The organism is Natrinema sp. 1APR25-10V2, from assembly GCF_031626495.1.
Taxonomy (GTDB): Archaea; Halobacteriota; Halobacteria; order Halobacteriales; family Natrialbaceae; genus Natrinema.
On the sequence record NZ_JAMQOJ010000001.1, the window covers coordinates 197,232 to 214,556 of the forward strand.

The 17,325-nt window shown below is 67.1% G+C and carries 16 protein-coding genes and 1 other RNA gene; 7 read left to right on the forward strand and 10 right to left on the reverse strand.

Features of this window, described 5'->3' with window-relative positions:
- Positions 1–191 precede the first annotated feature (191 nt).
- Entirely contained in the window at positions 192–1,619 is a 1,428-nt protein-coding gene (locus NDO75_RS01040) for a PQQ-binding-like beta-propeller repeat protein (RefSeq protein WP_310904237.1), read from the forward strand.
- Between the two features lie 63 nt (positions 1,620–1,682).
- Here NDO75_RS01040 and rnpB read toward each other — a convergent pair.
- An RNA gene (rnpB, locus tag NDO75_RS01045) (RNase P RNA component) lies at positions 1,683–2,330 on the reverse strand.
- Positions 2,331–2,436: 106 nt separating this feature from the next.
- Between rnpB and NDO75_RS01050 the strand changes: the two genes are divergently transcribed.
- A complete protein-coding gene (locus tag NDO75_RS01050; protein WP_310904238.1) occupies positions 2,437–3,036 on the forward strand; it encodes a TIGR00296 family protein in 600 nt (199 codons plus the stop codon).
- A gap of 165 nt (positions 3,037–3,201) precedes the next feature.
- Here the strand turns inward: NDO75_RS01050 and NDO75_RS01055 are convergent, their stop codons facing one another.
- The 7 genes from NDO75_RS01055 to NDO75_RS01085 all read right to left on the reverse strand — a co-directional run bounded on the left by NDO75_RS01055 (position 3,202) and on the right by NDO75_RS01085 (position 12,821).
- Positions 3,202–4,362 (reverse strand): nicotinate phosphoribosyltransferase, encoded by a 1,161-nt coding sequence (locus tag NDO75_RS01055; RefSeq protein WP_310904239.1) that lies wholly within the window; start codon positions 4,360–4,362, stop codon positions 3,202–3,204.
- Between the two features lie 80 nt (positions 4,363–4,442).
- Positions 4,443–5,915: an Hvo_1808 family surface protein gene (locus NDO75_RS01060; protein WP_310904240.1), complete on the reverse strand. Its 1,473-nt coding sequence runs from the start codon at positions 5,913–5,915 to the stop codon at positions 4,443–4,445.
- 96 nt (positions 5,916–6,011) lie between these two features.
- Positions 6,012–7,697, reverse strand: coding sequence for an Hvo_1808 family surface protein (locus NDO75_RS01065; protein ID WP_310904241.1), 1,686 nt, complete (start codon positions 7,695–7,697; stop codon positions 6,012–6,014).
- Between the two features lie 108 nt (positions 7,698–7,805).
- Entirely contained in the window at positions 7,806–8,819 is a 1,014-nt protein-coding gene (locus NDO75_RS01070) for an SDR family oxidoreductase (protein ID WP_310904243.1), read from the reverse strand.
- A 2-nt stretch (positions 8,820–8,821) separates the two neighbouring features.
- On the reverse strand, positions 8,822–10,342 hold the full coding sequence (locus tag NDO75_RS01075) for a vitamin K epoxide reductase family protein (RefSeq protein ID WP_310904245.1): 1,521 nt from the start codon (positions 10,340–10,342) through the stop codon (positions 8,822–8,824).
- A 12-nt stretch (positions 10,343–10,354) separates the two neighbouring features.
- On the reverse strand, positions 10,355–12,250 hold the full coding sequence (locus NDO75_RS01080; RefSeq protein ID WP_310904246.1) for a glycoside hydrolase family 15 protein: 1,896 nt from the start codon (positions 12,248–12,250) through the stop codon (positions 10,355–10,357).
- A gap of 217 nt (positions 12,251–12,467) precedes the next feature.
- On the reverse strand, positions 12,468–12,821 hold the full coding sequence (locus NDO75_RS01085) for a four-helix bundle copper-binding protein (RefSeq protein WP_310904247.1): 354 nt from the start codon (positions 12,819–12,821) through the stop codon (positions 12,468–12,470).
- A 282-nt stretch (positions 12,822–13,103) separates the two neighbouring features.
- Here NDO75_RS01085 and NDO75_RS01090 point away from each other — a divergent pair, with 282 nt between their 5' ends.
- Both NDO75_RS01090 and NDO75_RS01095 read left to right on the forward strand, forming a co-directional pair.
- Entirely contained in the window at positions 13,104–13,415 is a 312-nt protein-coding gene (locus tag NDO75_RS01090; RefSeq protein ID WP_310904249.1) for a hypothetical protein, read from the forward strand.
- A complete protein-coding gene (locus tag NDO75_RS01095; RefSeq protein ID WP_310904251.1) occupies positions 13,412–14,002 on the forward strand; it encodes an ArsR family transcriptional regulator in 591 nt (196 codons plus the stop codon). Before NDO75_RS01090 ends, NDO75_RS01095 begins: the two co-directional genes overlap by 4 nt.
- A gap of 217 nt (positions 14,003–14,219) precedes the next feature.
- On the opposite strand, the gene NDO75_RS01100 is transcribed toward NDO75_RS01095, so the two are convergent.
- Complete coding sequence (locus NDO75_RS01100; protein ID WP_310904252.1) at positions 14,220–15,077, reverse strand: universal stress protein; 858 nt, start codon at positions 15,075–15,077, stop codon at positions 14,220–14,222.
- A gap of 443 nt (positions 15,078–15,520) precedes the next feature.
- Here NDO75_RS01100 and NDO75_RS01105 point away from each other — a divergent pair, with 443 nt between their 5' ends.
- The 3 genes from NDO75_RS01105 (at position 15,521) to NDO75_RS01115 (ending at position 16,659) form a co-directional block, all read left to right on the forward strand.
- Positions 15,521–16,093, forward strand: coding sequence for a cysteine hydrolase (locus NDO75_RS01105; RefSeq protein ID WP_310904253.1), 573 nt, complete (start codon positions 15,521–15,523; stop codon positions 16,091–16,093).
- Between the two features lie 55 nt (positions 16,094–16,148).
- Complete coding sequence (locus NDO75_RS01110; protein ID WP_310904255.1) at positions 16,149–16,313, forward strand: hypothetical protein; 165 nt, start codon at positions 16,149–16,151, stop codon at positions 16,311–16,313.
- Positions 16,314–16,491: 178 nt separating this feature from the next.
- Positions 16,492–16,659: a hypothetical protein gene (locus NDO75_RS01115; RefSeq protein ID WP_310904256.1), complete on the forward strand. Its 168-nt coding sequence runs from the start codon at positions 16,492–16,494 to the stop codon at positions 16,657–16,659.
- 73 nt (positions 16,660–16,732) lie between these two features.
- Here the strand turns inward: NDO75_RS01115 and NDO75_RS01120 are convergent, their stop codons facing one another.
- Positions 16,733–17,221: a PaaI family thioesterase gene (locus NDO75_RS01120; protein WP_310904258.1), complete on the reverse strand. Its 489-nt coding sequence runs from the start codon at positions 17,219–17,221 to the stop codon at positions 16,733–16,735.
- Positions 17,222–17,325: the final 104 nt, after the last annotated feature.

Here is a 17,325-nt window from a genome sequence, read left to right on the forward strand (position 1 = left end):
CAAATCTAGGGAGATGAGCGCCCGGAACCGATCGCACTTTCGACCGTAAACTGAAGAACTCAACTGTTGCAAAAATAGAACGATCCCAATTCCCGATTCCGGACCGCATTATCAGATCTATAGTAATGCCGGTTACATAACTCGAGAAATTCATGCGTAGGAATACGAGACGACGGTTCCTGAAAGGGTGCATGACGGCCGCTGTGGCCGGTGGGGTGCTCGCGGGGGCCAACGGCGCTGGTGCGACGACCGGAACTGGACGCGGATCGACCGAGCTGCCGTCCCAGCCGCCCGAAGCGGCCGCGGGTTGGTCGACGGCACGGGGAGGTCCCGGACAGACGGGTGCGGTCGGCTTCAGGGACGGATTCGGGGAGGATTTCGCGTTCGATTCCCTCGAGACCGATTGGACGGCCGACGCCGAGGCGCTGCCCGTCGTCGACGACGGAACGGTCTATCTGTCGACCGAGGGGACGGTGCGTGCGCTCGACGCCGCGGATGGCACGCTCGAGTGGCAGTGCGAGGAAATCGGCGCCAGCGGCCAGCCGACGGTCGCTTACGGGACCGTCTACGTCGGCTGTGGCGATACCGTGACGGCGCTCGACGCCGCAAGCGGGGCCGTTCGGTGGGAGACCGCGGTCGCGGACGCCGACGACGCCACCGTCGGATCGCTGACGGTCGCCTTCGGGATGGGCTACGTCTTCGCTGCGGGGCGTCTGACCGCGATCGACTGCGAGACGGGCGCGATCGAGTGGACGCGCAGCGCCGTCGAACTATCGACCGGCGATCCCTGGGAGGAAGCGCGAACGGTCGAGCGATCGCTCGAGCGCGACGTGGTCGCGGCCGACGGTTGTGTCTTCACGATCGCCGAGCAGGGTACGATCGTCGGTCTCGAGCCGCTGACGGGCGAGCCGAAGCTGACGATCGGGACGAACTACTACTACCTGTACGATCTCGTCGCGATGGGCGGCAGGGTCGTCGTCAGAACGGAGTCCGAGGTCGTCGCGGCCTACGATTCGGAGACCGGCGAGCGAGAGGGGACGTGGAACGGCGGTGTGCGCCGGGTCGCCGTCCGCGGCGACACGCTGGTTTTCGTGACGCGCTACGAACTCGTCGCGATCGACCTCGAGAGTGGCGAGAAACGGTGGTCCGTCGGGAAGTACTCCCACGCCATCGGCGTTCCCGTGATCGCCTGCGATGTGGTCCTCGTTGGCTTCGGCCTGCAGGGTCGCCAGTACGAAAACTGCCTCGTCGCGTTCGATATCGACGACGGCAGCGAGCAGTGGGTCAGATCGCGATCGGACAGCGCCCACGTCGGAGAGCGATGTGTGGTCGCCGACCGGACGATCTACATCGACGACGGTGGAGTGACCGCGATTCGTGCAGTCTCCGAGGATTGCGACGAAGACGAGGATGACGACGAGAAGTCCGAGCACTGGCATGACGATGACCGGCCGGAGAACCGTCCGACCGAACGGCGAGACGACGATCAGCGGCGGCAGCGACGAGACGACTGGTCATCTCACTTCTGGGTCCGGGATCGCGCAGCGAACGGTGACGCGAACTCCGACCGAGGACGACGGCGCGTCTCGAGCTGGCTGAAGCTCCTGTGTCGGCGGTAGTGACGGTCTAGCGTGTGCCGGTCGCGTCGCTCGCGGCGGCGCTAACGCTCTCGAGGACGAAACGGGTGAGAGGAGTAAGCCCCCTTCTGTTCGGCCCGGCATTCGGCTGAGCGTCCGCGCCGTCCGCGGCGGCGCCGCGGGGCGTTCGGGCTACCACGGCGCGGACTTGCACCGGTGAGGATTCGCCGTTCCATCGATCCTCGGCCGTCAGCGCGCGGTCGATCGTGACGGGACGTTCGACGGCTCGCACCGTCTCACAGTTCGCGGTTCTCGCGCCGGTGGCGCTCCGAACCGCGCACACGATCCGCGGTTTCGAACCACGTTTCTACGACCGCACGCGATTCGCGGCGGACGCCGCTCATCTGTCGGCGACTCTCGCGCCGGCGGCGCTTCGAGTCGCCCTCCCTCCGCGGGTCAACTCCCCTTCCTCTCGGTCGGGTTCGCGCGCATCATCGGTCGGGCCGAGACGTGTCGTTTCTGTTCCAGAGCCAGCGGTCTCCCGCTCCGGACTTGCGTCCGGTCACCCGCCCGAACGGGTGGGGGGACTTTCCTCGCGAGCGTTGCGCGTCCCGGAGGGACGGGCAACGTTTCAGCGTGGCGCATCTCGAGGAGATGGACCACGGTAGTGCGTTGGGAAACCCGGGGGTTGCCAACAGGAGGTGATCGCGCCGTTGCCGGCTCGATCATCGCGGCAGCCGGGCTCTCTCTCCCACCTCTTCTACGCGCGTCGGGCGAATAAGTCCCCCGATCGGAGCATAAAAAAGATCCCCGTAGCGAATGGAAGCGTTTTAGGACGACTACTCCCTTGTGTTTCTGTATGTCCCAGGGACAGGGCGTCGACCTTTCCTACGAGGACGGTGCGCGCGCGGTCGAACTCGCGCGTGAATCCGTCGAATCCTACGTACAACACGGGCAGCGAGAACAACCGGGCAGCATGCGCGAAGCCTTCTACGAGCGGACGGGCGCGTTCGTCCGCCTCGAGTCGACCCGCGGCCGGGGGAGCCTGCGGGGCTGCGCGGGCGGCTACCGCTCCGGCGACCAGCTCGGTCACGTCATCGTCGACGCGGCGATCGAAGCCGCGAGCGAGGACTCCTGTGGCTCGGAGGTTAGCCCCTCGGAGCTGCCGAACCTCACGGTGTCCGTCTGTACCGTCAAGAACGTACTGCTCACCGACGATCCGCTCGCCGACCTCGAGCTCGGCACACACGGCGTCGCCATCGACGGGGGCGAGGGCGGCTGGCTCTACCCGACGGTGCCCGTCGAGAACGGCTGGAGCGCCCGCGAGTATCTCGACCGAACCTGTCGCAAGGCCAAACTCGCGCCGGGTGCCTGGCAGAACGACGACGTCGTCGTCACGCTGTTCGAGGGCCAGGTCTTCCGGGAGCGCGAGGCCGACGGCAGCATCGAAGAAGTCTAACGGTATCGATATCGATAGCGATTCTGCTGACGGTTTTCGCCGATATCTCGAGCGCCTGTTCTGATAGTCCGGCGTCGACTCCGTCTTGCAGCTGTCGGCTCCTTCTGTCGGATGGGGGCCGCGACTTTCGTCTCGAGCCGGCGTCGCCCGGGCGCTACCGACGCGTTAGGGTGCCGAGTCGTCGAACTCGACCACTTCGGCGTCCGCGAGACAGCGCTCGGTCGCCTCCTCGAGGTCGAACTCCCGGACGATCTCGCCGTCGCGGAGCAGCGGCTCGAGCAGCGGATCGCCGCCGTCCGGACCGTCGCGGTCGGCGAGCGCGACGTGGTGGCCGCCGTCGGGGGTCCGGTAGACCTGCTTGACGCCGGAGAGTTTCCCTCGCTTCGAGACCGGCTCGTCCGCCAGTTCGACGATATCGAGGCTGAAGTCGACCGAGTCGGCACCGGTGATGTGACTGCCGACGCCGAAGCCGTCGGCGACCTCGCGCAGCGGGCGGATCGTCTCGGGCGTCAGCCCGCCGCTACAGAAGATGTCGACGTCCTCGTGGCCGCGGGCGTCGAGTTCCCAGCGGACCTCGCGAATGATGTGTTCGAAGTCGCCGCGGCGCGAACTCGTGGTGTCGATGCGGACGCCGTCCAGGTCGTCGCCGAGCGTCTCGGCGGCCAGCAGGCTCTCGCTCTTCTCGTCCCAGAAGGTGTCGACCAGCGCGATTCGGGGGACGTCCGCGCCGACGGCCTCGTCGAACGCCGTCCACGCGTCGGCCTGATTCCCCTCGCCGAAACAGAACATGAGCGCGTGGGGCATCGTCCCGCCCGCTTCGCGGTCCAGAATATCGCCCGCCGCGACGTGGGAAAACCCATCGAGGCCGGCGAGCAGTGCGGCCCGCTCGACGGTCGACGTGATCGACGGGTGGACGTGACGCGCGCCGAAGGAAAGGACGAGTGAGTCGGGTGCCGCCAGCCGGGTCTCGAGCGCCGCCGTCGCGAAGCCGCTCGGCTGGGACAGAAACCCCAGCAGCGAGGTCTCGAGTTCGGCGAACTCGAGGTAGGGACCTTCGATCCGGCAGACGGGGCCGCCGTCGAACAGCGTCCCGTCGGGGAGCGCGTCGACGTCGACGTCGCGCCCCTCGAACAGCGTCGCGACGTCTTTGACGCCGGTGAAGACGTCGAACTCCCCGGTCGGGAACTGGTCGGCGGTCACTTCGGCGACGACGTGGGGATTCTTCCCCGCGTGCTCGAGCGTGGCCCGGGTGCGCTCGAAGTAGGCGTCAGTCGCGTCCCCCGCGAGAATCGCCTCAGGGGGAACGGTTCCGAACGGATTTGACATATCGCCGGTTGCCCCCGGGGAACAAAAAAGCTACCCGTCTGCTGCCGCGCGCCGGATCTCCGGACCGGTCCACGTGGTCGTCACGCGGCCGACGGTGTGGTGGGTGCTGTCGTCTGCGACGTCGACGCTGGCGCGGGCTCGAGCGCCCCCGAGACGGTCGCGTTCGATTCGCCGCCGGGAGCGTGAATCGCCGAAAGATCGTCGACGCTCGGCGCACCGACGATCTCGACCGTCTCGCCGCCGACCGAGACGCGGTACGCGCCGGCGAACGGTTCGCCGTCTGGGATTCGATAGACATCCGCCCCCACAGTACTCGCGGCGTCGACCGATTCGGCCCCGCGATTCTCGAGGAGGTCGCGGTAGGCGTCGGCGAACTCCTGCGCGTCGGCCGGGTCCTCCCAGGCGAGCCGCCAGACGTGTCCGAGCCGATCGGCGTCCGACGTGCTCCGATAGACCCGGACGCTGTCGCCGGCCCACCCCGTCGTCGCGGGATGGGTGTAGTTGTACGGCCCGAGATCGGTGCCGCCGGCGGTGAGCGGCCGGTCGATCGCGCCGTTGGCCCACAGTGTCGCGAACAGCGTCGCCTCGCCGATCGTCTCGGTGCGGGGCTCGGCGGTACCGTCGTCGTCAGAGCCGTCCTCGATCGGCTTCCAGGCACCGCTCGAGCGGTCCGGAATCGCCACCTCGACCGGCTCGCTTTCGGGGTAGCGGTCGGGGTGGATCAGCTGGGCGGTGCTCGCCGGCGGCTGGTCGTGGGCGCGACTGACGGCCGCCCAGCCGTCGCGCTCGTAGAGGTCGGCGACGAACGGCGGGCCTCCGGCGTACGGGACGTAGATCGAGAGGAAGAGTCCCACGTTGAACGGGCGGTCGGCGAGCACCTCGCCCGAGGTCGTCCCGGTCTGCAGATCCGGCAGACACTGCCACTCGTCGCCGCAGCGGCGGTCGTACCGCTCCGGGACGACGTTCGCCTCACCCTCGAGCAGGCCGTTCTCGGCCCGCAGGCCGTCGATCGTCTCGCTCTCGCGGGCGATGCCGAACTGCTGGTCCTGCAGCGCGTGGGTCAGTTCGTGGACCAGCGTCCAGCGATCGATCCGGATGTCGTCGGCGTCGTCCGTGATGATCACGATCCGGTCGTTTATGTAGTACCCCTGTACGGAGTCGCCGTAGAGGTCGTCGAACGCCTGACTCACATCCGTCTCGCCGTCGACGACGAACGCGCCGCGCCAGAGTTCGTTCCGAAACGCGGAGGCGTTTCCGGCGCTGGCCGCTCGCTGGGCGCGGTACTCCGCTCGGCTCCGCACCTCGAGGTCCACGTCGCGGCTGAACTTCAGCCCGCGGACGACTTCGAGACGGGCCATCGCCCGATACTTGACGGCCTCGAGTTGCTCGCGGGTGAGGCCGTCGCTCGCGTCGAACGCGAACGTGTCGTCGGCGGCGTAGTCGCCGACGTGGCCGAGTTCGCGGTCGGTGTCGAATCCGGTCGTATCGCCGGGAACCGAACACCCCGAGAGGACGACCAGTGCGACGACCGCGAACAGCCTGGTTCGCGTCATTGCCCTACTGTTCGGCGAGAGCGTGAAAGGCGTCTCGGTCCCGCAACTCGAGGCCGGTCCGGCTTCGAATTCGACCCGGCCGGCGTTCCGTGACGTTCAGGATCGGCGTCCATTGACGGCGATCCGCGCCCCCGTACCGAGCAGCGCGATCGCGAGCACGCCGGTCGCGACGAGGGGGCCGAAGCCGGGGATCTCGTCGGAGCCGTCGCTCCCCGAGAGCTCGAGGGTGTCCTCGCCCTCGGGCGCAGCCCCGGACTCCACGTTCGACAGTTCGTCGACGGACGGCGCGCGGACGATGGTCGCCGTCGTTCCGTCCTGTTCGATGGCGTACGCGCCGGCGTAGCCGCCGTCGTCGATCCGGAAGGTGTTGCGCCGTCCGTCGACCGGCTCGGCGTCGTGGCTCTCGAGCAACTGGAGATAGCCGTCGGCGAACTGCTCGGCGTCCGTCGCCGACTGCCACTGCGTGCGCCAGACGTAGCCAGCCCGCCCGGCCGCCGCCAGCGTGCTCGCGTTGACGTCGTCGTCGTTCGCGTAGACGACCAGTTCGTCGCCGGCCCAGCCGTTCGTAACGGTGTGGTTGTACTGGTAGCCCCGATCGTCGGCGAGGAACGCGCGTTGGTCGATCACCGGGTCGCGGCTCGAGCCGAACGCGTCGGCGGTGAACATCGCGACCATGCCGGCCTCACCGACGGTGTCGCTCGCGGGCTCGCCGTCGACGGTGAACTGTCGCCAGCCGTCGCTCGAGCGGTCAGGTACCGAGACGTTCGCCGGTTCGCGCTGGGTGCCGTGGATCACGGCCGAGGTAGTCGTCGGCGGATCGTCGTAGGCCGCGTCGACGGCCGACCAGCCCGGTTCCTGATGCCGGAGTCGGTTGACGTAGTCGGGGCCGTCGCTGTAGGGCTGATAGACGGTGAAGTAGATGCCCCAGTTGATGTCGGACGGCCGGTTGCGGTTCTCGCTGCTCGGCTCGAGGCAGTTCCACGCGTACCCACAGCGGCTCTCGTACTCGAGTTCGACCCGCTTGGCGTCGCCCTCGACTAGCCCGTTTTTCGCGAGTTCGCGGTCCTGAGTCGTCCCCGCGAGTGCCGACAGATTGTAGTGTTGGTCCTGCAGAGCGTGGACGAGTTCGTGCCCGAGCGTGAGTTCGTTCAGTTCGGGCGTTTCGGGGTTCTCCGAGACGATGACGATCTCGTCGGTTTCGGGGTCGTAGTAACCGTCGACGGCCCCGCCGTACAACGACTCGGTCGCGTCGGTCGCGGCGGTCTCCCGGTCGACCATGAACAGCGCTTCGTACGCGACGTTCTGCTCTAAGCGTTCGGCCCCGGTGAGGTTCCCGAAGCGGCCGTCGTTGTTTCGACGGAACTCCTCGCGGGAGACGACGTCGACGGTGACCTCCGTTTCGAAGGTCTTGTTGCGGATCAGTTCGACGCGAGCCATCGACCGGTAGACGACGGGTGCGAGTTCGTCCTCGTCGACGACCGCGTTCGACTGGTCGTCGACCGGCAACGGATCGTCGTACCAGTAGCCCGAGACGTAGCCGACGGTTCCGTTGGTCGTCGGGTTCTCGGGACGCTCGGTCTGTGCCTGAATGGCCGCCGCGTTCGTCGCCGCGGTCGAACCGGCAGTCAGGGCGGGTGTCGAATCGGACGCGGTCGTCGGTTCGGCCGGGTCCGCTGGCGTGGACTCCGCCAGTGCCGGGCCGGCGACCCCGCCGGTCACCAGCACCGCGACGAGCATCACCGAGAAGAGGGCGACAGACGAGCGAGGGTGCGTCGGTTCCATCTGGAGTGGTTAGCTATCCGTTGGAACAGGAGTGTAAAAAGCACGACGGTTGCACCGCTCGAGAGCGGGCACCCGTCGCCCTTCGGGGCCGGTGACGGCTCGCCTCTGTCAGTCATCGTCCGTCGCGTATCGGCCGAACACGACGCTCGCGACCACCGCGACAAGGCCGGCGACCAGTGCCAGCGCGCGCCGGTGCATCGACGCCTGGAGCTGGTAGCTCCGGTCGCGCGCCCGGTCGTCGAAGGGGCCGTGGGCGCCGTAATCGCCCGAAAGCGGCTCGTAGAGGTTGTGCTCCCGGTCCGGATCGGTCGGCTCGTCGGTTAGCTGGGAGTCGTAGCCGCCGCTCGCGAGGAGGTTGTCGAGCCGTCGCGGGATCAGGCGGTTGCCCAGGATCGCCTTCACCGTCGACCGGCCGACCCATAGTTCGTCCTTGCCGCAGTCGACGGTCCAGGTGATCGCCCGAGCGGCGACCTCGGGCTGGTAGATCGGCGGCACCGGCTGGGGCTGTTTCGGCATCCGGCTCTTCGACCACTCGAACTGCGGCGTGTTCATCGCGGGCATCTGCACCATCGAGAGCTGTACGTCGCAGTCGTCGTGGATGAGTTCGGTCCGGACGGACTCGGTGAAGCCCTGGATGGCGTGTTTCGCGCCGCAGTAGGCCGACTGGAGCGGAATGCCGCGATACGCGAGCGCCGAGCCGACCTGGACGATCGTCCCCTCGTCGCGGGGACGCATCCGCTCGAGGGCGGCCTGGGTACCGTAAACGTAGCCCAGGTACGTGACCTCGGTGACGCGGCGGTAGTCGTCGGCGGTCATCTCCGCGGCCGGCGAGAACACCGAGACCATCGCGTCGTTCACCCAGACGTCGATCGGGCCGAACGCGTCCTCGACGATCTCGGCCGCGGTCTCGACCTCGTCGGGGTCGGCCACGTCCGTCGGAACGACGACCGCCTCGCCGCCCGCGTCCTCGACGTCTTCGCGCGCGCCCTCGAGGCCGTCCTGGCCTCTCGCGAGGAGGCCGACCTTCGCGCCGCGTTCGGCGAACGCGCGAGCAGTGGCTCGCCCGACGCCGGCCGATGCGCCCGTGACGACGACGACTTCGGAGTCAGTGGATCCTGCCATCGTTAGCTACTGAGCGGGTTGAGCCGAGCGAACGTCTGGAGGGTCGCGTACTCCTCCCAGCCGCCGTAGCGGTCCTCGAACGAGCCCCGCGGGACGCTGAGCAGCACCACGAGCGCCCCGGCGACGCCGGCGTTGATCGCGGCGAGCGTCGGGACGCCGTCGAACAGCCACGGGGCGACGGCGACCCACGCGGCCAGCGGCACGTTCAGGAACCGGATCGCGCGCGCGGGCTCGGCGGTCGCGATCACGGTGAAGGAGACGATCAGCGAGCCGGCGAGGTGGCTGCTGTCGGCCATGAAGCCGGTCGTCCCGAAGACGGTCGGCGAGAGCATGAGCCACGCACCCAGCGCCATCACACCAAGCAGCGTCCACGGAGTCGAGACGCCCCAGAACGGCTCGCGTGCTGGCGCGTCGTCGATCTCTCGCATCGCGCCATCGCCGACGCCGGCCTCCTCTTCGGGGAACGTGCCGCCCATCCAGAAGGCGGTCCAGAGGCTGTCGCCCTGTCGCATCAGCCGGACGAGGTACTGGCCCATCGCGACGACCTCGTCGACGGTCAGCGAGATCATCCAGAGCATGCCGAAGGCCGACAGGAGACAGAGGGTACACCACGTGCCGACCATGATCGGTTGCATGATGACCAGCAGCACCTGCGCGAAGCCCAGGGGGATCACGACGACGCCGAAGAAGGCGACCATCCACGGCATCGTCCGCCAGCGCCGCCGGTCACCCATGAACCCCATCAGCGCCTCGACGGAGTAGGCGACTGCACCGAGGCCGGCGTCGGAAACGGGGAAGGCCTTCGACACCTTCGACGTCAGTATCGCGTGAGTTCCAGGCTCGTACAGCGGGTCCCAGACGCTCTCGATGTAGCCCAACTGGAAGGCGGCCATGTACCAGGAGGCGAAGAACCCGAAGATCCCGAGCGCGATCAGCGGGGCGCGCTGTGCGCCCGTCGAGGGGTTGTACGACCACCCGGGCGGCACGGTCGGGCCGTCCATCTCGGAGCGCATCACGATCAGGACCGAGAACGTGATCACCATCGTCCCCACGAGCCCGCTGTTGGCGTAGGCCGCCGCCGTCGGTGCCCAGAACGCGATCGGCGCGAATACGAGCCAGAGACCCACGAAGCCGTTGGCGTAGTTAGCGTAGCCGCTCTCGCGGTAGATCGTGAGTCCGGCCAGCGCGATCAGGACGAGCCCGCTGACGACGCTGTTCCAGACCATCAGCGCGCTCCCGTAGTCCAGCGCCGGCGCGGTCGCGACGAGCCAGATGCCAAGCGAAATGACGGCGTACTGCGGCCAGATCTCCTTCGTCGGGTGCTGGAGCATCATCTCGCCCGGCCGCATCGAGTCGCCGTCGTCGCCGTTCCCGTTGCCATCGCCGTTTCCGCCGCTATCGTCACCGCCTCCGTTCGTGCCAGCCGCTCCAGCCCCGTCGCCGGCGGGCCGCGGGCGGCGCTCACGCGCGTCGGTCGTCACGGCGGTCGGTTCCTCGGTCGAGTCGCGGTCTGTGTCGCTCATAGTCTCTCGTTCTCACTCGTTGTCGCTCGACTGTCGCACGATCTCCTCGCTCGAGTCGATTCCATCCGCGCCGTCGCTCCCGAGCGGTGCCGTCGACGCGTCGCTAGAGCCGGTCGCGTCCGCGAGGTAGAGCGCGCCGTTGAGCAGGCCGATGTGGCTGTACGCCTGCGGGTAGTTGCCGCGTTGCTCGCCGCTCTCGGGATCGACCGCCTCGCCCAGCAGGCCGAGGGGGCTGGCGTACTCGAGGACCGACTCGAGGCGGTCGCGGGCCTCGTCGGTCCGTCCCGAGAGCGCGAGCGCGGTGACGAGCCAGAACGAACTCACCACGAACGGGCTGTCGGCCCCTGGGAGGCCGTCGTCGCCCTCGTACCGCCGGACGAGTCCGTCGTCGGTCGCCAGTCGGTCGAGCGTCGCGTCGATCGTTCCCCGCACGCGGTCGTCGTCGGGCGGGAGGAAACCGACGACCGGGACGAGCAGGTTCGCCGAGTCGAGCGTGTCTTCGTCGCCGAACGACCGCACGAAGCTGTTCTCGGATTCGCTGAACCCCTGCTCGAGGATCGCCTCCCGAACGTCGTCCCGAGCCGTCCGCCAGCGCTCGAGCGGGGCCGAGACGCCGTCGGCCGCTTCGGCGAGCTTGATTCCTCGATCGATCGCCGTCCAGCACATGACCTTCGAGTAGACGAAGTCCTCGCCGTCGGTTCGCATCTCCCAGATGCCGGCGTCGGGTTCGTCCCAGCCGTCGCAGACGTAGTCGACGAGGTCGCACACCACTGTCCAGTCGTCTGCCGTCACCGGTTCGCCGTAGCGGACGCTCTCGTAGATCGCGAGGATCAGTTCGCCGTAGACGTCGAGCTGGTGCTGGTCCCGCGCCGCGTTGCCGATGCGAACGGGGGCGGAGCCGCGGTATCCCTCGAGGTGGTCGAGGACGCGTTCCTCGAGGTCGCTCCCGCCGTGGAGGCCGTAGACCGGCGGCATCTCCGCCGGGTCGTGGCGTCGGCAGTGGTCGAGACAGAGCTCGAAGTAGGATCGGGCCTCCTCGAGGTGGTCCAGTTCGGAGAGCGCCCGGACGGTGAAGGCCGCGTCGCGGATCCAGTTGTACCGGTAGTCCCAGTTGCGGACTCCGCCGAGGTCTTCCGGCAGCGAGGTCGTCGGGGCGGCACACACCGCGCCGCTCTCGCGATGAATGAGGAGCTTGAGGACGAGCGACGAGCGGACCGCGAGGTCGTGCCACCGACCGCCGACGGGACACGTCCCCTCGTCGCAGTCGTGGGTCCACGCCCGCCAGTAATCGACCGTTCCGGCGAGCGTCTCCCGGTGACGCGACGGCTCGAGCGGGATCCCCTCGCCGTAGCTCAGCACCAGCCAGCGCGTCTCGCCGTCCTCGAGCGTCGTCGTCCCGCTCGCCCCGTGGCCGTCGCTCGCGGGCTCGAGGGAGAGTCCGCTCGAGAGGACGGCCCGTTCGTCGTCGCCGCGCGCCGCGACGCCGTCGGCGGTCGGTTCGATCTCGGGCACGTCCCGCGCGTAGTCGAACCGCGGGTCGAACTCGATCTCGATCTCGAAAGGGCCGTCTTCGCAGTCGACCCTCCGGTAGACGGCGGGCGGGGGGTCCTCGGCGTCGGCGGCCTCGGCGACGGGCATGAAGTCGGTCACCGTCGCCGCGCCGTCGGCGGTCCGGAACGCCGTCTCGAGGACGTTCGTCCGGTCGCGGTAGCGCTGGACGGACTCGAACGATCCCGTCGGTCGGGCGGCGAACCGGCCGCCGCGATCGGCGTCGAGCACGGCGGCGAACACGCTCGGCGACTCGACGTGGGGGAGCGGACACCAGTCGATCGACCCGTCGCGGCCGACGAGGGCGACCGTGTTCCCGTCGCCGATCGCGCCGTACGCTTCGATCGGGTTGTACTGCATGAGTCGTCTATTTCTCCGACGTGTGCGCTGTCTCGCGAACGATACGCGCGAATCGACTCCGCCAGTCGGATCGCTCGTAGACGGTCCATCGATACTCGCTGCGGCCGTTTCCCTGCTCGGCAGTCATTCGAAAGGTCGCCGACGATGGGGTGGAGCGCGACGCTCGCGGTCGGGTCGTTCGGCGCGCGCTGCTCGAGCGGGAACCGCGCGGCCGACCTCAGGCCGAGGCCATGTTCCGGCAGGTCTCGGCGCAGTCGCGGAGGACGTCCGCACAGACCTGACAGTGTTCGGCGTCGTGCTGTTCGCACTCGTCGGCACACTCCTCGCACGCGTCGGCGGTCGTCGCCGCCAGGTCCGAACTGAAGCCGGAGTTGCGGGCCATGAACCGCGCGTGCATGGCCGCCAGGTCGGCGACGTCTCGACAGAGCCGCACGCACGCAGCCATCTCCTCGCCCTCGTCGGCGGACTCGTCGGCACACCACTCGCAGGCCTGGACGCACTCGAAGCAGCTGTCGATACACTCCTGCATCTCCTCGTCCTCGCTGACGTGGTCGATCTGGGTCAGTGCCATAGCGGTCGATGGATCGGCCCGGTTCGGTTTTGTTAGGCGCTTCCCACGACGCGCCGACCGAACGGTGAGGGCCGAAATCCCGATCAGGCGTCGCGATATCGCCGATTAGTGAGGGTACGTTTACGCTGGGTTACCGACGGTCGCGGCCCAGGTCGCTGCGGCCTGCGATCGTGGTCAGTACCGTCCGTTTCCGTAACGCGATATTAGGGGTCGGCTCGGCCGGCTTTAGGTCGGTGAAACCGCATGCCGCGCTTTAACGAATCGCGGACGCGTACCCCGCGTATGGCCCACTCCGTCGTGCACCTCCTCGGCATCCCCTTCGCGATCATCGCCGGCACGGGGGCCGGCGTGTTCGCGCTCCTCTCGTGGGGCATCTTCCGGGACTCCCCGTTCGGGACGGCGATCGCCCTCCTCTCGCTCGGGATGGTCGCGCTGACGATCTACCACACGATGCTGCTCGTCGCCGGTCCGGATCCGGTCCTCCTCTACGTCCTCCGAAGCGCGGCGAACACGATCGTCGCGATCGTGATCGGCGTGCTGATACTCCGTCACCACCAACTTCGCCGAACCCGGCCGACGGGTGAGCGCTCGTGAACGGGCTGCCCCCGTTCGCCGGCTACGATCTGGCGATCGGCGTCGTGGTCGCCCTCGAGCTCCTGTACTTCCTCTCGCTCGAGGCGTCGGTGACGGCGTACCGTCGGTTCGTCCTCGTCACAGTCGGCGGGCTGGTGCTCGCCGTGCTCGGCGGTCCGGTCGTCGAGTTGGTCGCGCCGTCGCTCGTCCACTGGGTTCACGGGACCGCCGCCCTGCTGGTCGTCTTCGGCCTCTACGACCCCGTGACGAACGACGTGCGAACGACGGAGTGGGCGCGCGTGTTGCTGAGCGAACCCGACCGGATCCGCCGGCCGGCCGCGTGGATGACGCCGATGGACGACGAGGTACTCGCCGTGTTCCACGGCTCCGAACTGGTCCTGACGCCGGCCGTCGTCGCCGTCAACACCGGCTACAGCCGGAAGGAAGTGAACCGCAGGCTACTCGAGCTGGCCGAGCACGGCCTCCTCGAGAAGGTCGAACGGGGGAAGTACCGGCTCACGGGACGCGGTGAGCGGTATCTTCAGGGCGACCTTCCCATCGCTCGGACGGCGGACGGGACGGACGACGAACCGGGCGTCCCGCGGTGAGTGACCGGATCGTCGGGTGCGTGCCGCGGAACGGGTCGCTCCGCGACTCGCGACCATCGCATCCTCGACGCCCGAACTACAGTACCAACTGAACCGGTTCACACATCGGCACCGTCTAGGTAGTGCGCAGCGACCGCACCAGTCACCCAACGGACCGACGCCAGCGGAGGTGCTACGCTAGACAGTGCCACAGAGCCATATCACTCGACTCCCAGAACTACTCCGACCGTCGGACCGTCATCACGGGTACTGGTGAGGTACGCACGGTTTTCTCAGCCACGCTCCCAAGGAGGTATCTCCCGATTCCACTGCGTCCGTGGGTACCCATCATGACGAGATCAATGTCGTGTTCCTCAACGTAGGTACGAATCCCTCGGTAGGGGTTCCCGTGTTCAATCGCGGTTTCGACCGCAGAAACGGAGGCTTGGGTCGCTAGCTCCTCGATGCTTTCTACCGCTGATTGGGTCGCTTCTTCGAGTGCTTCGAGGAATGCACCAGATCGGACATCCACTCCCATCGACATCGTATCGATGACCGAGAGGGCATGTAGGCGCGCATCGTAGGTGCGCGCGATATCGATAGCGGGGTCAATAGCGGCCTCCGCTCCTTCACTTCCGTCGGTCGGCACCAAGATGTCGGTGTAGGGGTACGTGGCTTCACCGTCCTCTTCCGCTTTGACTGTCAATACTGGTACGTCCGATAGCCGAATGACCTTTTCCGTGACACTCCCAAGCAGATACCGTTCGACACCGGTTCGGCCATGAGTTCCCATAACGATGAGATCGATGTCTTGTTCGGTCGCGTACCGCAAAATCGCCTTGTGGGGGATGTCAGTACGGACGGCTTGTTCGGTTGAGACGCCACTCGTAGAAAGGTCGTTGCAGGTTCTTTCAGCGATCTCCTCACGTTCTTTTCTGATCTGGTCGGCCTGTGGGGCAGTTCCGAGTGTTCTGGAATCGGCCACACTGAGCGCATGTACTCTCGCGTCATACCGTGTCGCCAGGTCTGCGGCGTAACCGACGGCTGCCTGTGCACAGTCACTTCCATCGGTCGGGACGAGGATGTGGTCGAACATCGGTAGCCACTCTCCATTTCGTCCGCGAATCTCATCAAGACATGCGACACACCGAAGGTTGTAGTTCCATGAGAGCCGAAGATTCGGCTGGCTCAACACGTTCCTCTCGAGGAGTGACCGTCACGAATCCCATTACTACAGGCGTAACAACCGCTGAAACACCGTTCTCCGTCAACAGCGCTTGACTAGACAGTGCCCACACATCGATCGCACAGCCCTGACCGATCTGGTGTGCAGTGACGTTCCGTGGCTACTGTAATCGTCACGCTCGACAGGCCGGCGGCACCGAACAGCCGCATGAGCTGGCGGTGACGAACCCAACCGGTTCGCCCCAGCGAGGGCAGTCGGGCTGCGGCGATTGGCCATCGGCCTCGCTGCGATTGCTCCCTATCGCAACCGCCCCGCGAACGTTTTGACGATCCCGTTCGTACCACCACGTAGACATGCAACTCGAGCCAGATCGCACGGCGGTGGTGGTCGTCGACATGCAAAACGGGTTCTGTCATCCGGACGGGTCGCTGTACGCGCCGGGCAGCGAGGCCGTCATCGAACCGATCGCCGACCTGCTCGAGCGCGCCGGTGAGGCCGGGACGCAGGTGATCTTCACCCGCGACGTCCACCCGCCCGAGCAGTTCGACGACGCCCACTACTACGACGAGTTCGACCAGTGGAGCGAACACGTCCTCGAGGGGTCGTGGGAGGCCGAAATCGTCGACGAACTCCCCGTCGAGGAAGCGGATCTCGTCGTCGAGAAACACACCTACGACGCGTTCTACAACACCGAACTCGAGGGGTGGCTGAACGCTCGCGGGATCGACGACCTCGTGATCTGTGGGACGCTCGCGAACGTCTGCGTGCTCCACACCGGCGGCAGCGCGGGGCTGCGGGACTTCCGACCGATCATGGTCGAGGACTGCATCGGTGCGATAGAAGACGACCACCACGAGTACGCCCTCGAACACGCCGCGTGGCTGTTCGGCGAGGTCGAACCGAGCGAGGAGATCGACTTCGCGTGATCGACCACGGCTCCACGGGCTCGCGTCTCGAGCCCCCGACTGAGGGTGATCGTAAATGAACCGGCAGCGGTTGCGACCGCTGTATCTGATCGGCATCGCGCTCAACGTCGTCGCGTTCGGCTACGCCGCGACGAACGGAACGTGGCTGTACGCCGGCGCGTTCGCCGTCGTAGCGGTCTATCTCGTCGTTCGGCTCCGGATGCTGTCCGCCGGTACGTAGGTCGGCGGGTGAGCGACCACGCGGGAGACCCCGAGCGACTGCGGGCGTGAGAGCACCCGATCGTCAGTGGATAGCTTTTACTGGCGCCTTTCCGACGACCGGATATGGACGGCATTCGATCTCGTTTCGCCGGTCCGTTCGCCGGGCTACGGCTCGAACTGACGCAGGAGGTCGCCGAATGAACGAAGACCGGTTGCGGTCGGTGTACGTAGTCGGCATCATGGTCAGCGCGTACGTGTTCTGGTACGTCCTCTCCTCGCTCGAGTCGTATCTGTACGCCATCCCGTTCGCGCTCGCGACGGTGTTTTTCGTGGTCCGACTCCGGATGCTGACCGCGGATTCCTGACACCCTGCATCGAGTCTCGTGTCCCGGAATCGGTGTCCGCTGATCGGACGGCAACTGGACCCCGATATCGGCCCTACTCCGGCCGGAACACGCGGTAGGCTCCCTGCCCGGTCGCGACGGCCTTCGTCTCCCCATCGGGGGTCGTGCTCTCGACGGTGATCTCGCTGACGCCGACGCTCCCCCCGAGACGGACGACGTTCGCAGTCGCCTCGAGGTCGCCGGTTGCCGGCCGAAGGTAGTTGATGTTCAGGTTGATCGTCGCCATGCTGACGTCGAAGGGGTCCTCGTCCTCGAGCGCCGTCTGGAGCGCGAACCCGCCGACGGTGTCGATGAGCGTCGCGGCGACCCCGCCGTGGAGGTCGGCGCGCCGATCGGTCACGTCCGGACGCGTGTTCGTCAGTTTCTCGTCGTACGGAATCGCGAGCGTCATCGTTCCGCGGTCGACGTTCTCGACCGTGGTCCCGAGCCACGACAGGAACTCCTGGTTCTCGTCGATGAGATGTTGAATCCCGCTCTCGATGTCGTCGAACGACTCGAAGAACGCCTGCCTATCGTCGGTCATACACTCCCGTCGCCCACCGACGCTCTTTACGGCTACGTTTCCGTCCCTTCCCGTTCTCGAGGGTTCATCCGTCTCCGGACCGTTCGACGGGTATGATTCGTGCG